Origin of the sequence: Xanthomonas cannabis pv. cannabis (assembly GCF_000802365.1) — a bacterium.
Taxonomy (GTDB): Bacteria; Pseudomonadota; Gammaproteobacteria; order Xanthomonadales; family Xanthomonadaceae; genus Xanthomonas; species Xanthomonas cannabis.
Genome location: NZ_JSZE01000127.1, coordinates 1 through 13,337, shown reverse-complemented (window position 1 = coordinate 13,337; position 13,337 = coordinate 1). Strand labels below are relative to the sequence as shown.

The window sequence follows — 13,337 nt, the reverse complement described above, 5'->3', positions numbered from 1 at the left end:
CGGTAGAAGGGAGTTGATCACTTAGTGCGCAGCGCCCCAGCCAACCACCTATCTGCAAGCCCCCTTGAGTCAAGGGGGCGCGGCGACAGCCGCGGGGATGTGAAAGCCCGGAGCGGGACCCGCGTTGTGTACCGCTGCAGGCGGCACGGAATGCTGGCCCCCATCCGCCCTTCGGGCACCTTCCCCGCAAGCGGTGGAAGGGAGCCGGGCACCTACCGCTGCAAGCGGTGGAAGGGAGTTGATCCAGGTCACGTGCAGGCACCCCGGCCAACCACCTGTCTGCAAGCCCCCTTGAGTCAAGGGGGCGCGGCGACAGCCGCGGGGATGTGGCATGCCCGGAGCGGGACCCACGTTGTGTACCGCTGCAGGCGGCACGGAATGCTGGCCCCCATCCGCCCTTCGGGCACCTTCCCCCGCAAGCGGTGGAAGGGAGCCGAGCACCTACCGCTGCAAGCGGTGGGAGGGAGTTGATCCAGGTCACGTGCAGGCACCCCGGCCAACCACCTATCTGCAAGCCCCCTTGAGTCAAGGGGGCGCGGCGACAGCCGCGGGGATCTGGCATGCCCAGAGCGGGACCTACGTTGTGTACCGCCGCAGGCGGCACGAAATGCTGCCCCCATCCGCCCTTCGGGCACCTTCCCCGCAAGCGGTGGAAGGGAGCCGAGCACCTACCGTTGCAAGCGGTGGGAGGGAGTTGATCCAGGTCACGTGCAGGCACTCCGGCCGACGACCTATCTGCAAGCCCCCTTGAGTCAAGGGGGCGCGGCGACAGCCGCGGGGATGTGGAAGGCCCGGAGCGGGACCCGCGTTTTGTACCGCCTGCGGCGGTACGAAGCGTGGGCGCCTTCGCTTTGGGCGATGCCCAAAGCAAGGCGGCGGAGCCGGCCGATAAGCCGGGTTCTGTCGTGGACAGTCATTCGTCTAGGCGCTACGTCACCGCAGCGCTCAAGCAACCTACCCGGATCCAGCGCGGGCCACGCCAATGGATCCCTATTTGGTCTTGCTCCAGGTGGGGTTTGCCGTGCCGGTCCGTTACCGGACTCGCGGTGCGCTCTTACCGCACCATTTCACCCTTACCGGTCCCTCGCCACCCCTCTGCAGCCTCCGAACGCACTTGGCGATGCTGCGCATCGCCGACATGCTTCAGTGGCGGCAGAGGGGTGACGAGGGACGTAGGCGGTATCTTTCTGTTGCACTTTCCGTCGGCTTGCGCCGCCCAGGCGTTACCTGGCACCTTGCCCTATGGAGCCCGGACTTTCCTCGGCACTCTTGCGAGTGACGCGACTGTCTGGCCGACTCCGCCGGGGCGCATTCTACGCTATCGCCGCCATGCGAAACGGCACCGCGATTTCAAACTGACCATTGCCTTGTAGGAGCGCACCCGGGCGCGAGAGGCGGTACCGACCAACCACCGTCGCTTCCAGGCATGCTCCTGCGATGACCGCATTAGCCGCCATACAACGCCTTGCGCGGCGCGCCGGTCAGCTCGGCGGCGAGCTTGGCGGCAGTGGACGGCGGCAGGTGTTCGGCGAGCTTGGCGTAGACGCGGCGGCCTTCGGCGAGCTGGCCGTCGGCGGCGTCGGCGGCGCCCTGCACCATCACCACGAACTCGCCCTTGCGCTGGTTGTCGTCGGCTTCGACCCGGGCCTGCAGTTCGGCCAGGGTGCCGTCGAGCACGGTTTCGAACAACTTGGTCAACTCACGGGCGATCACCGCCGGGCGGTCATCGCCGAAGGCAAGGCGCAGGTCGGCCAGCGACTCGACGATGCGGTGGGACGACTCGTAGAACACCAGGGTGCGGGTCTCGCCAGCCAGCCGCGCCAGGCGCTCGCGGCGCGCGGCGCTCTTGGCCGGCAGGAAGCCTTCGAAGCCGAAGCGGTCGCTGGGCAAGCCGGCCACGCTAAGCGCGGCGATCGCCGCGCAGGCGCCCGGCACTGGGCTGACCTTGATGCCGGCAGCACGGGCGGCGCGCACCAGCTTGAAACCCGGGTCGCTGACCAGCGGGGTGCCGGCGTCGCTGACGATGGCCAGCGATTCACCCTCGCCCAGGCGCGCCACGATGCGCTCGGACATCGCTTCTTCGTTGTGGTCGTGCAGGGCCAGCAGCGGGCGGTCGATACCGAAATGGCTGAGCAATTGCCGGGTGTGGCGGGTGTCTTCGGCGCAGATCGCGGCCACGCCACGCAGCACCTCCTGCGCGCGCGGCGACAGGTCGGCCAGGTTGCCGATCGGCGTGGCGACCACGTGCAGGGTTCCAGGGGACGTCATCAGCGGTCTTCCGGGGGCAAAGGGTAGAATCGTAGCGGTTTTCAACGGGCCGCCCAGGCGGCCCCTGTCCAATGGATCTGAAATGAACAAGCGTGTTGCAAGGATCTCCGCCCTGTCGCTGCTGGTGATGCTGGCCGCCGGCTGCGCCACCAGCAGCGTGACCCAGACCGCCTCGCCCACGCAGAGCGCGGCGCTGGCGCTGCTGGACCAGGGCAAGCCGCGCGAAGCGGCGCAGCAGCTGGAAGCCGAAGCCGCCGGTGCCAGTGGCGCGCAGCGCAGCCGGCTACTGGCTGCCGCCGCGTTCGGCTGGCACGACGCCGGCGACGATGCGCGTGCCCGCACGCTGCTGGCGCAGGTCAACGCGCGCCATCTCAGCGGCGAAGAGCGTGCCCGCTTCGGGCTGCTCACCGGCGAGCTGGCGGTGCTCGACAAGCAGGGCGCGCAGGCGTTGGAGGCGTTGGGCGACAGCCCGCACGGATTGCCGCAGCCGCTGCAGACGCGCTGGCTGGTGGCCCGCGCCGCCGCGCTGGAAGCCACCGGCGACCTGTTCGGCGCGGCCGCCGACCGCGCGCGCGCCGATGCCAGCCTGACCGGCGCCGCGCGCAGCGACAACCAGCGCGCCATCGTGCGCCTGCTGGCCGCGCTGGACGATGCCACCCTCAAGGGCCGCACCGCCGCGCTGCCGGCCGGCGACCCGCTGTACAACTTTGCCGGCCGCGCGTTGATCAGCCGCGGGCTGGGGCTGCCGCGCGCGTTCGAGCGCGATGCGCAGTGGGGCTTCGACACCAGCAAGCGCCCGCCCGCCGAGCGCGATGGCTACCGCCCGCCGGTCAAGCTGGGCGTGCTGTTGCCGCTCACCGGCAACCTGGCCACCGCCTCCGCACCGGTGCGTGACGGCCTGCTCGCCGGCTATTACGCCGAGACCCGCCGCCGCCCGGAAGTGCAGTTCTTCGACACCGCCGGCACTGCGGCCGGTGCCAATGCCGCGTACGACAAAGCGGTGAGCGCCGGTGTCGATTACGTGGTCGGCCCCTTGGGCCGCGATGAAGTGAGCGCCCTGTTCGCACGCGGCCAACTCGCCGTGCCGGTGCTGGCGCTCAACCGCCCCACCGACAACAAGGCGCCGCCCACCGGCAGTGCCGGCTTCTCGCTGGCGCCGGAAGACGACGGCATCATGGCCGCCGAATACCTGCTCTCGCGCGAGCGCCGCAACGTGCTGATCGTCGGCACCAGCGACGACAACGGCAAGCGCACCATCAAGGCCTTCCGCGATCGTTTCAGCGAACGCGGCGGCACGGTGGCCGGCAGCATCAGCGTGGCCGATGCGCCGGGCGACATCGGCGCGCAGTTGCGCAACTACGGCACCGCCGATGCGGTGTTCCTGGCGGTACGCGGCAACACCGCGCGCGCGCTGGCCCCACAGCTGGCGCTGGCCGGGTTTGCCGGCAAATCGCGCGTGGGCACGTCGCAGTTGGTGGCCGGTACCGGCAAGGTCGAAGACGACCTGGCGCTGGATGGCATCGTCTACCCTAGCGAAACCTGGACTGCGCTCGGTGTCTCCGGTCTTCCGGCAGCCAGCCAGGTGGCCAGCACCCTGCCCAGCGCACGCGGCCCGGCCGCCCGCCTGTTCGCGTTCGGCTACGACGCCTGGAAGATCAGCGCGTATCTGGAAAAACTCGCCACCGGCACCGACGGCGGCCTGCGCGGCGCCACCGGCACCCTGCATCTGGATGGCTTCGGCAATGTGTTGCGCACGCCGGCCTGGTCCACCTTCAACGGTGGCCGCCCGACGCCGATCGCCGACGGCCGCTGAGACCATGCCGGCGGCGCGTCAGCGGCGCGGTGCGGCGGTGGAAGCGGCTGCACGCGTCATGCTGGAGCAGGCCGGTTTGCGGCTGGTGGTGAGTAATGCCACCTACCGCGGCGGCGAACTGGATCTGGTGATGCGCGACGGGCAATCGCTGGTGTTTGTGGAAGTGCGTTACCGGCGCGACGACCGCTTCGGCGGCGGCGCGGCTTCGGTGGATGTGCGCAAGCGCCGCAAGCTGGTACTGGCCGCGCAATTGTTTCTTGTCTATCACCCCGCGCTGGCGGCGCTGCCGTGCCGCTTCGATGTGGTCGACGCCCGTGGCGAACCACCGGCGTTGCACTGGATCCGCGACGCGTTCCGCGCCGACGATTGCTGACCACGCCCGACGCTCGCTACCTACGCCATTACCGACGTTCGATGCCGACCATCATGACCCACGCTGCGGTGCCGCTGGCGCTCTGGTGCGCCAGTGAACGCGGCCGCATCTCGCCACGCCTGCTGGCTGCCGGTGTGCTGGCGGCGATGCTGCCCGACGCCGACGTGGCGGCCTTTGCGTTGCACATTCCGTATGCCGACGCGTTCGGTCATCGCGGTGCCAGCCACTCGCTGTTGTTCGCCGCAGTGATGGCATTGTTCGGCGGCGCGGCGCATCGGCTGTTGCGCGCCGATGCCATGCAGGCGGCTGTGTTTTTGTTCGTCTGCGCCGCATCGCACCCGCTGCTGGATGCAATGACCTCCGGCGGCCTGGGCGTGGCACTGGGCTGGCCGTGGGACCAGACACGCTGGTTCGCACCGTGGCGGCCCATTCGCGTGTCGCCGTTCGCCAACGGCTTTTTCAATGCGCGCGGCCTGGACACGCTGCGCTCCGAGCTGCGCTGGGTCTGGCTGCCGCTCACCGTCGCCGTGCTGGGCTGGAGATGCATCCAGCGCACGCCACCACAGGATCAGATGCGATGACCGACGTACTTCCCGCTGCACTGGCCGATCTGCTGGCCGCGCGCCTCGGTGCCGAGGGCTGGTTGACCGGCGACGATGCGCGCCGCCGCTATGGCGAAGACGATTCGCGCCGCTGGGCATTGCCTGCCGCCGTCGCCTTGCCGCGCGATACCGCAGATGTGGTGGCCATTGTGCAGGTTTGCCGCGCGCACGGCGTGCCGATCGTGGCGCGCGGCGCCGGCACCGGCACCACCGGCGCGGCAGTGCCGTTTTCCGGCGGCGTGGTGGTGTCGATGGCGCGTATGAACCGCATCGTGGCGTTGCGTCCGGAAGACCGCTGCGCCGTGGTGCAGCCCGGCGTGCTCAATGGCGACCTGCAACAGGCGTTGCAGCCGCACGGCCTGTTCTGGCCACCGGATCCCTCCAGTGCGGAGATCTGCAGTGTCGGCGGCAATCTATCCACCAATGCCGGCGGCCCGCGCGCGGTGAAGTACGGCGCCACCCGCGACAACGTGCTCGGCCTGGTGGCGGTGACTGGCACCGGCGAGGTGATCCGCTGCGGCGGCGCATACACCAAGAATTCCACCGGCTACGACCTCACCCATCTGCTGGTGGGCAGCGAAGGCACCCTCGCCATCATCGTCGAAGCGACCTTGAAACTGACGCCACGTGCCATCGCACAGGCCGGCTTGCGCGCGCTGTACCGCGATGCCGCCAGCGCTGCGGCCGCGGTGTCGCGCATCATGGCGCAGCCGACCACGCCGACCATGCTGGAATTCATGGATGCCAGTGCCATTGCACTGCTACGCCGCAATGGCAGCGATGTGCCCGAGGCCGGCGCGATGCTGCTGATCGAAGCCGACGGCGATCACGACATCCTGCCCTACGCATTGCAGGCACTGCATGACGCCGCCAATGGCGAGGGCGTGCTGAGTCTGGACATCGCCGCCGACGGCAGCGCGCGCGACAAGTTGTGGGCCGCGCGGCGCGCGCTGTCGCCCGCACTACGCACGATCAAGCCCGGTAAGATCAACGAAGACGTGGTGGTGCCGGTGTCGCGCATTCCTGCGCTGGTGGCCGGCGTGGAAGCGCTTGCTGCAGAATTCGCGCTGCCCATCGTCGCCTTCGGCCACGCAGGCAACGGCAACCTGCACGTCAACATCATGTACGACCCGGCCGATGCCAGCGAAGACGCCCGCGCGCACGCGGCATTGCCGCGGCTGTTCGCATTGGTGCTGTCGCTGGAAGGCACGCTCTCCGGCGAACACGGCATTGGCGTGGCCAAGCGCGATTTCATGACGCAGGCATTCAGCGCGCCCACGCTGGCGGCGATGCGCGCGGTCAAGGCCGCGCTGGATCCGGATGGGATCCTGAATCCGGGCAAGGTGCTGCCGCCGTTGGAGTGAGGTTGCGCGCCTGCGACACTGCAACGCGTACTCGCAAGCGCGGAGCTGTGCGCTTGCGATGCACACGGCGTCTGCGATGATGCGGCTATCGACGCACCGCACTGCGCCGCTCGCATCGGCTCACTCGCAATGACAGCACCGGGAAAGAGGCCACCTTGCTGCTTGCAGCAACTTGGCGCGGCAGGGATGGCAGTACAACTGCCTCAGCGCGTCACACCGATAAAGCGTAGCCCGACGCCGGGTTCGGTGACGATGTAGTGCGGGTCGGCGGCATCGTCGTGCAGTTTCTGGCGCAGTTTACCGACCAGGATGCGCAGGTAATGGGTGTCTTCTTCGTGGGTGGGGCCCCACACTTCGCGTAGCAGTTGCGGCTGGGTGACCACGCGGCCGGCGTGCTTGAGCAGCAGCGCGAGCAAGGCGTATTCCTTGCGACTCAGCGGCACGGGCTCGCCTGCCAGCGTGACTTCGCGCAGGCCCAGATGGATATGCAGGCGACCATCGTCGAACACGCTTTCTTCCACCGTGCTGCCGGCGCCGGCCTGGCGCAGCAAGGCGCGGATGCGTGCCATCAATTCCTGCACGCCGAACGGTTTGGTCACGTAATCGTTGGCCCCGGCGTCGAGGGCGGCGACCTTTTCGGTTTCGCCGGCGCGCACGGTGAGCATGATCACCGGCACGTTGGACCACTGGCGGATTTCGCGCAGCACCTCGTGCCCATCGCGGTCGGGCAGACCGATGTCCAGCACCACCAGTTCGGCGCCCTGCCCGGCCAGCGTGGTCAGGCCTTCTTCGGCGGTGCCGGCCTGCAGCACGCGGTAACCCTGTGCACGCAGGCTGATGTCGAGAAAACGGCGGATCTGCGGCTCGTCGTCGACGATCAGCACGCGGGCGGGCGGGATGGCAGTAGGGTCAGTCGGCATCGGGGCGAGGTGGCGCGGCAGGGACGAGCAACGGCAGCGTAATGCGGATCGTGGTGCCGTGACCATGTGCGCCGGCCAATGCCTGCACGCTGCCGCCATGCGCGCCGATCATGCCCTGGCAAATGGCAAGGCCCAGCCCGGTGCCGTTGCGCCCGCGGTCGCCGCGCTCCACGCTGTAGAACATGTCGAAGATGCGCGCACGCTCGTCTTCGGGAATGCCCGGGCCCTGGTCGCCGATATCGATCTGCAAGGCGCCGGCCTGCAGGCGCGCGTGCACGGTAACTGCCGCACCGGCTGGCGAAAATTTCGCCGCATTCTCCAGCACGTTGAAGATGGCCTGTTCCACCAGCGCCGGGTGGACCCAGATGGCCGGCAGCTCGGCCGCCAGTTCCAGCTGCAGGCGCACTTCCGGCTGGTAGCGCTGCAGGCGGCGGGTGGCCGAGCCGATCAATTCGTCCACGCCGATCCAGTCGCGATTCAAGGTGAGCCCGGTGTGGCCGAGCTTGGTCATGTCGAGCAGGTTCTGGATGTAGCGATCCAGCCGCTCCCCTTCAAGCTGGATGGTGTCGAGCAGCGCGTGGCGATCCTGCACGTCCATCGCATCGCCGTAGCTGGCCAGGCTGCTGGCCGAACCAATCATCGAGGCCAGCGGCGAGCGCAGATCGTGCGAGACCGACGACAGCAAGGCCGAGCGCAATCGCTCGGTTTCACCACTGACGCGCGCCCCTTCCAGATCGGCGACCAGACGCGTGCGCAGCGCGGCCTGCCCGATGTCTTCCACCATCGCTTCGGTCAGGCGGCGTTGTTCCAGGCCAGGCCGCTGCACGGTCTGCCGGAAGCGCAGCGCGGCCACGCCCAGAGTGCCGCGTTCGTGGCGCACCGGCAGGCACCACCACTGCGCACCGGCCAGGGTGTCGGTGAAGCGGCCGGCCGGCTGGCCGTGGCGTTGGGCCCAGTCCGCTGCGCTGCGATCGAGCGCACCGAAGCTGGTGGGTGCGTCGCTCTCGCGCTGTTCCAGGCGCAGCCAGACCTCGGCATCCAGCGCGGTGGCCAGGGCGCGACGGCCGGCTTCGAGCACCTGGCCCAGATCGGCGGCGGTGCTGAGCTGGCGACCCAGCGCCTGCAGCGCGTTGGCGTGCGCATTGGCCGCGCGCAAGGCCAGCACCTGGCTGCGCAGGCGCGAGGCCAGCCGGCCGGCGACCAGCGCGGCAATCAGGAACAAACACACCGTCACCACGCCCTGGCGCGCGCTGATGTGCAAGGTGAAACGCGGTTCGATGAAGAAGAAGTTGTAAGCGACAAAACTCAGCAGCGCGGCGATCACGGCGGCCGCCATGCGTGTGCGCGACGCCACCAGCACCACTGCCACGATGAACACCATCGACAGGTCGTCGATGTCGGTCCAGCGTTGCAGCAACCACGCCACCGCCACCGCGCCCGCCGCAGCGATTGCGGCGAACGCCAGGTCGTACCGCTGCAGCCATTGGCGCGGGTTGCGCCAGCGCTGCCGCGCACGTGCGCGCGCATCGGCGGAGCTGACGATGACCAGTTCGTAATGCGCGCCACGTTGCAGCAGTTGCTGGGTCAGGGTGCGGTTGAACATGCGCGCCAGCGGGCGTTCGCGGGTGCGCCCCAGCACCAGGGTGGAGATGCCGTTTTGCGCGGCGAAATCCAGCAAGGCGTCGGCGACATTGGCGCCATGCAGCAGCGCGGTATCGCCGCCGAGGCGGCGCGTGAGCGCGAAGGCGCGGTCGATCTCCAGCTGCCAGTGGGCATCGGCCACGGTGCGTGTCTGCACCGTCACCACCGTCCAGGGTGCATCGCGGCGCTCCGACAACCGCCGCGCCACCCGCACCAGATAATCCGAGCTGCCACGCCCGTCGATGGCCACCACCACGCGGCGCCGCAACGCCGCGGTGCCGGGCAGGCCGCGTGCGGCCTGGGTGTCGCGCAGATCGCTGTCGACACGGTCGGCGGCGGTCTGCATCGCCAGCTCGCGCAATGCAGTGAGGTTGGAGGGTGAGAAGAACGCCTGCAGGGCCTGGGTCGCCTGTTCGGGCAGATACACCTTGCCCTGCTGCAGGCGCTCGATCAGTTCGCGCGGCGGCAGATCCACCAGCACGATGTCGCGCAGGCGGTCGAACACCGCATCGGGCACCGTTTCGGACACGCGCACGCCGGTGATGCGTAGCACGATGTCGTTGAGGCTTTCCAGATGCTGGATGTTGACCGTGGTGTAGACGTCGATCCCGGCATCGAGCAACTCGACGATGTCCTGCCAGCGGCGCTCATGCCGGCTGCCCGGCACATTGCGGTGGGCCAGCTCGTCGATCAGGGCCAGCTGCGGCTTGCGCGCCAGCAGTGCATCCAGGTCCAGTTCTTCCAGCAGCCGCCCCTGATAGCTCACGCGGGCGCGCGGCAGCAGCGGCAAGCCGTCCAGCAAGGCGGCCGTTTCACTACGCCCGTGGGTTTCCACCACCCCGGCCACCACATCCATGCCCTGGCGCAGCCGCTCGCGCGCCCGCGACAACATGGCGTAGGTCTTGCCGACGCCGGGGGCTGCGCCCAGGAACACCGTCAGGCGCCCGCCGTGTTCGCGCTGTAATTCGCCGATCAGCGCGTCGGCTTGCTGGGTGCGGGCGTCGGGCATGGAGGCCGGGATTGGAGATTGGGGATTGGAGATTCGTAAAGGCTACAAGCATCGCTTCTAGTGCGGGTGCTTTGCTTTGCCGTCGCTTCCAGCTTCCCCGCTTCCCGCCGCATCCAATGCGAGGTTCAGCGCGAGCACATTCACCCGCGGCTGGCCGAGCAGGCCGAACTGGGGTGGCTCGATAGCAGCCTGCAGCAGCGCGCTGACGCGTGGTTCCGGCCAGCCGCGGGCGGCGGCGACGCGGCGGACCTGCACCTGGGCCCCGGCCGGGCTCAGGTGCGGGTCCAGGCCGCTGCCGGACTGGGTCAGCAATTCACCGGGCACTGCGTCCGGGGCGATGCCGTCGCGCGCAGCGACCTCGGCACGGGTGGCGGCAATGCGCGCCTGCAGGTCCGGGTTGGAGCGCGCCTGGTTGCTGCCGGCGGCGGCGGTGAGGTCGTACTTGGCCGCTGACGGGCGCGGCTGAAAGTAGCGCGCATCGCTGAAGGGCTGGGCGACCAGGGCCGACCCGATCACGCGCGTGTCCTGGCGCAGCAGCGAGCCGTGCGCCTGGGCCGGAAACAGCGCACCGGTGATGCCGGTGGCGATCAGCGAGTAGGCCAGGCCCAATCCCAACAAGATAAACAGCGCTAGCACGACCGAGGCGCGTACTGCGCCATCATCGCGCAACGCTGGCGTGGTGGCAGTGGTGATGGAAGATGTGGTCATGGCTCAGGCACCCAGGGTGGCGGCAAGCGCCAGGTCGATCAATTTGATGGCGGCAAACGGCAGCAGCACGCCGCCCAGTCCGTAGATCAGCATGTTCCGGCGCAACAAGGCGGTGGCGCTGGACGGACGAAAGCGCACGCCGCGCAACGCCAGCGGAATCAACGCCGGAATGATCAGGGCATTGAAGATCAACGCTGCCAGCACCGCGTGACGTGGGCTCGATAACTGCATCACGTTGAGCGCGGCCATCGATGGAATCGCTGCTGCAAACAGCGCCGGCAGGATCGCGAAATACTTGGACACGTCGTTGGCCAGCGAGAAAGTGGTCAACGCGCCGCGCGTGATCAGTTGCTGCTTGCCCACTTCCACCACCGCCAGCAATTTGGCCGGATCCGAATCCAGGTCGACCATGTTGCCGGCCTCCTTGGCCGCCTGCGTGCCGGAGTTCATCGCCAGGCCCACGTCGGCCTGGGCAAGCGCCGGTGCATCGTTGGTGCCATCGCCGACCATCGCCACCAGCCGCCCACCGGCCTGCTCGGCGCGGATGCGTGCCAGTTTGTCTTCCGGGCGCGCCTGGGCGATGTAGTCGTCCACGCCGGCTTCGGCGGCAATGGCGGCGGCGGTGAGCGGGTTGTCCCCGGTGATCATTACCGTCTTGATGCCCATCGCACGCAGCTGCGCGAACTTTTCCTTGATGCCCTGCTTGACCACATCGCTCAGTTCGACCACACCGAGTACATGCCGGCCTTCGGCCACCACCAGCGGGGTGGCACCGCCACGTGCGACTTCTTCGATACGCCCCTGCAATTCCGGCGACACCGTGGCGCCCATGCCCTGCACATACGCCACGATGGAATCGCCGGCGCCTTTGCGGATAGTGCGCCCGACAAGATCCACACCGGACATGCGCGTCTGCGCAGTGAAGGCGATGAAATGTGCACCCTCGGGCTCGACCGCCACGGCACCTTGCTGACGCGCCAGCTTGACGATGGATTTGCCTTCCGGCGTCGGATCGGCCAACGAGGCCAGCATCGCCGCATCGCGCAGTTGCGCACGGTCGATGCCGGCCAGCGGGTGGAACGCGGTGGCCTGCCGGTCGCCGTAGGTTATGGTGCCGGTCTTGTCGAGCAACAGCACGTCCACGTCGCCGGCCACTTCCACCGCCTTGCCGGACTTGGCAAGCACATTGGCCGACAGCGCGCGATTCATGCCGGCAATGCCGATCGCCGGCAACAGCCCGCCGATGGTGGTCGGGATCAGGCACACCAGCAGCGCGATCAGCAGCAACGGATCCAGCGTGACACCGACAAACCCCGCAATCGCCGGCAACGAGGCCACCACGATCAGGAAGGTCAGCGTCATCGCGGCCAGCAACAAGGTCAGCGCGATTTCGTTGGGCGTCTTCTGCCGGTTGGCGCCTTCCACCAACGCAATCATGCGATCCAGGAAACTATGCCCCGGCTCGGCGGTGACCTTGAACACGATCTCGTCGGAGAGCACGCGCGTGCCGCCGATCACGCCGCTGCGGTCGGTGCCCGCCTCGCGCAGCACCGGCGCCGATTCGCCGGTCACCGCCGCTTCGTTGATCGTTGCAACGCCCCGCACGATTTCGCCATCGGCCGGCACGAATTCGCCTTCGGACACCATCACGTAATCGCCCGGCCGCAGCTCGGCGGCGGGCACGCGCGTCTCGCGCCCGCCCAGGGCGGTTTCCACCCGGCGTGCCACCAGGTCCTTGCGCGCACGCCGCAACGAGGCGGCCTGGCCGCGACCACGCGCCTCTGCAATGGCCTCGGCGAAATTGCCGAACAACACGGTGACGAACAGGATCGCCGTCACCGCCCAGCCGAAGCCGGCATTGCCATGCCCGCTGGCGGTGATCACCGCCGCCAGCGCCGTGCCGCCCATCACCACCGCCATCACCGGGCTGCGTAGCAGATGCCGCGGCGACAGCTTGATGAAGGCCGCGCGCATCGCCGCCATCAGCACGGCAGCATCGAACAACGCCGCGTCGCCGCGCGCGCGTTTTTCAGTCGTATCGATCGTAGACATTGCTCAAGACTCTCAGGACGCCGCCAGGGCGAGGTGTTCAGCGATAGGGCCCAGCACCAGTGCCGGCATGAACTGCAGCACGGTCAGCACCAGCACGATGGCCAGCAGGGTCAGCGCAAAGGTAGGCGTCTCGACCTGCAGGCTGCCGGCCGACTCCGGCGCGCGCCGCTTCACTGCCATGCGCGCGGCCACCATCAGCGGCAGGATCAAGGCCGGATAGCGCCCCAGCGCCAACACCGCCGAGCAGCTCAGATTCCACCAATACGTGGCATCGCCCAGGCCTTCAAAACCGGACCCGTTGTTGGCGAACGCCGAGGTGTACTCGTAGAACACCTGGCTGATGCCATGGAAACCAGGATTGGAATTGGCCGTGAATGCCGGCACGGCCAGCGCCACTGCGGTGAAGCCCAGCACCACCAGCGGTTGCAGCAGGATCAGTAGTGCCAGCAACTGCACTTCGCGCGCTTCGATCTTGCGGCCGAACAATTCCGGCGTACGTCCGGTCATCAGACCGGCCAGAAACACGCTCAGCAACAGATACACCACGAACTGCTGCAAGCCGCAGCCAATACCGCCCCAGATGGCGT

General features: G+C 68.4%; 10 protein-coding genes and 1 other RNA gene. 4 read left to right on the top strand and 7 right to left on the bottom strand.

Going from position 1 to position 13,337, the window contains the following annotated elements:
- Positions 1–873: 873 nt before the first annotated feature.
- Positions 874–1,300: RNase P RNA component class A (rnpB, locus tag OZ10_RS20420), an RNA gene on the bottom strand.
- Positions 1,301–1,446: 146 nt separating this feature from the next.
- Complete coding sequence (rsmI, locus tag OZ10_RS17600) at positions 1,447–2,268, bottom strand: 16S rRNA (cytidine(1402)-2'-O)-methyltransferase (protein ID WP_039566235.1); 822 nt, start codon at positions 2,266–2,268, stop codon at positions 1,447–1,449.
- 82 nt (positions 2,269–2,350) lie between these two features.
- On the opposite strand from rsmI, the gene OZ10_RS17595 reads away from it, so the two are divergent.
- The 4 genes from OZ10_RS17595 to OZ10_RS17580 are packed head-to-tail and all read left to right on the top strand — an operon-like array spanning position 2,351 to position 6,420.
- Complete coding sequence (locus tag OZ10_RS17595; RefSeq protein ID WP_039566234.1) at positions 2,351–4,081, top strand: penicillin-binding protein activator; 1,731 nt, start codon at positions 2,351–2,353, stop codon at positions 4,079–4,081.
- Positions 4,082–4,085: 4 nt separating this feature from the next.
- Positions 4,086–4,454: a YraN family protein gene (locus tag OZ10_RS17590; protein WP_039566241.1), complete on the top strand. Its 369-nt coding sequence runs from the start codon at positions 4,086–4,088 to the stop codon at positions 4,452–4,454.
- Between the two features lie 41 nt (positions 4,455–4,495).
- Positions 4,496–5,035, top strand: a complete 540-nt coding sequence (locus tag OZ10_RS17585; protein WP_039566238.1) for a metal-dependent hydrolase — start codon at positions 4,496–4,498, stop codon at positions 5,033–5,035.
- Complete coding sequence (locus OZ10_RS17580; RefSeq protein WP_039408195.1) at positions 5,032–6,420, top strand: FAD-binding oxidoreductase; 1,389 nt, start codon at positions 5,032–5,034, stop codon at positions 6,418–6,420. Before OZ10_RS17585 ends, OZ10_RS17580 begins: the two co-directional genes overlap by 4 nt.
- 203 nt (positions 6,421–6,623) lie before the next feature.
- Here the strand turns inward: OZ10_RS17580 and OZ10_RS17575 are convergent, their stop codons facing one another.
- From OZ10_RS17575 to OZ10_RS17555, 5 genes are all read right to left on the bottom strand, one after another.
- Positions 6,624–7,340 (bottom strand): response regulator, encoded by a 717-nt coding sequence (locus OZ10_RS17575; RefSeq protein WP_039408198.1) that lies wholly within the window; start codon positions 7,338–7,340, stop codon positions 6,624–6,626.
- A complete protein-coding gene (locus OZ10_RS17570) occupies positions 7,330–9,990 on the bottom strand; it encodes a sensor histidine kinase (protein ID WP_039566232.1) in 2,661 nt (886 codons plus the stop codon). Before OZ10_RS17570 ends, OZ10_RS17575 begins: the two co-directional genes overlap by 11 nt.
- 57 nt (positions 9,991–10,047) lie before the next feature.
- Entirely contained in the window at positions 10,048–10,698 is a 651-nt protein-coding gene (gene kdpC, locus OZ10_RS17565; protein WP_039566229.1) for a potassium-transporting ATPase subunit KdpC, read from the bottom strand.
- Positions 10,699–10,701: 3 nt separating this feature from the next.
- Positions 10,702–12,750: a potassium-transporting ATPase subunit KdpB gene (kdpB, locus tag OZ10_RS17560; RefSeq protein WP_039566227.1), complete on the bottom strand. Its 2,049-nt coding sequence runs from the start codon at positions 12,748–12,750 to the stop codon at positions 10,702–10,704.
- Between the two features lie 12 nt (positions 12,751–12,762).
- Positions 12,763–13,337: potassium-transporting ATPase subunit KdpA (locus tag OZ10_RS17555; RefSeq protein WP_039566225.1), on the bottom strand; the 575-nt coding region annotated here is incomplete at its 5' end.

Excerpts from the sequence above, each read along its gene's own strand:
- rsmI (WP_039566235.1), bottom strand. The coding sequence starts at position 2,268 with ATGACGTCCCCTGGAACCCTGCACGTGGTCGCCACGCCGATCGGCAAC.
- OZ10_RS17595 (WP_039566234.1), top strand. The coding sequence starts at position 2,351 with ATGAACAAGCGTGTTGCAAGGATCTCCGCCCTGTCGCTGCTGGTGATG.
- OZ10_RS17590 (WP_039566241.1), top strand. The coding sequence starts at position 4,086 with ATGCCGGCGGCGCGTCAGCGGCGCGGTGCGGCGGTGGAAGCGGCTGCA.
- OZ10_RS17585 (WP_039566238.1), top strand. The coding sequence starts at position 4,496 with ATGCCGACCATCATGACCCACGCTGCGGTGCCGCTGGCGCTCTGGTGC.
- OZ10_RS17580 (WP_039408195.1), top strand. The coding sequence starts at position 5,032 with ATGACCGACGTACTTCCCGCTGCACTGGCCGATCTGCTGGCCGCGCGC.
- OZ10_RS17575 (WP_039408198.1), bottom strand. The coding sequence starts at position 7,340 with ATGCCGACTGACCCTACTGCCATCCCGCCCGCCCGCGTGCTGATCGTC.
- OZ10_RS17570 (WP_039566232.1), bottom strand. The coding sequence starts at position 9,990 with ATGCCCGACGCCCGCACCCAGCAAGCCGACGCGCTGATCGGCGAATTA.
- kdpC (WP_039566229.1), bottom strand. The coding sequence starts at position 10,698 with ATGACCACATCTTCCATCACCACTGCCACCACGCCAGCGTTGCGCGAT.
- kdpB (WP_039566227.1), bottom strand. The coding sequence starts at position 12,750 with ATGTCTACGATCGATACGACTGAAAAACGCGCGCGCGGCGACGCGGCG.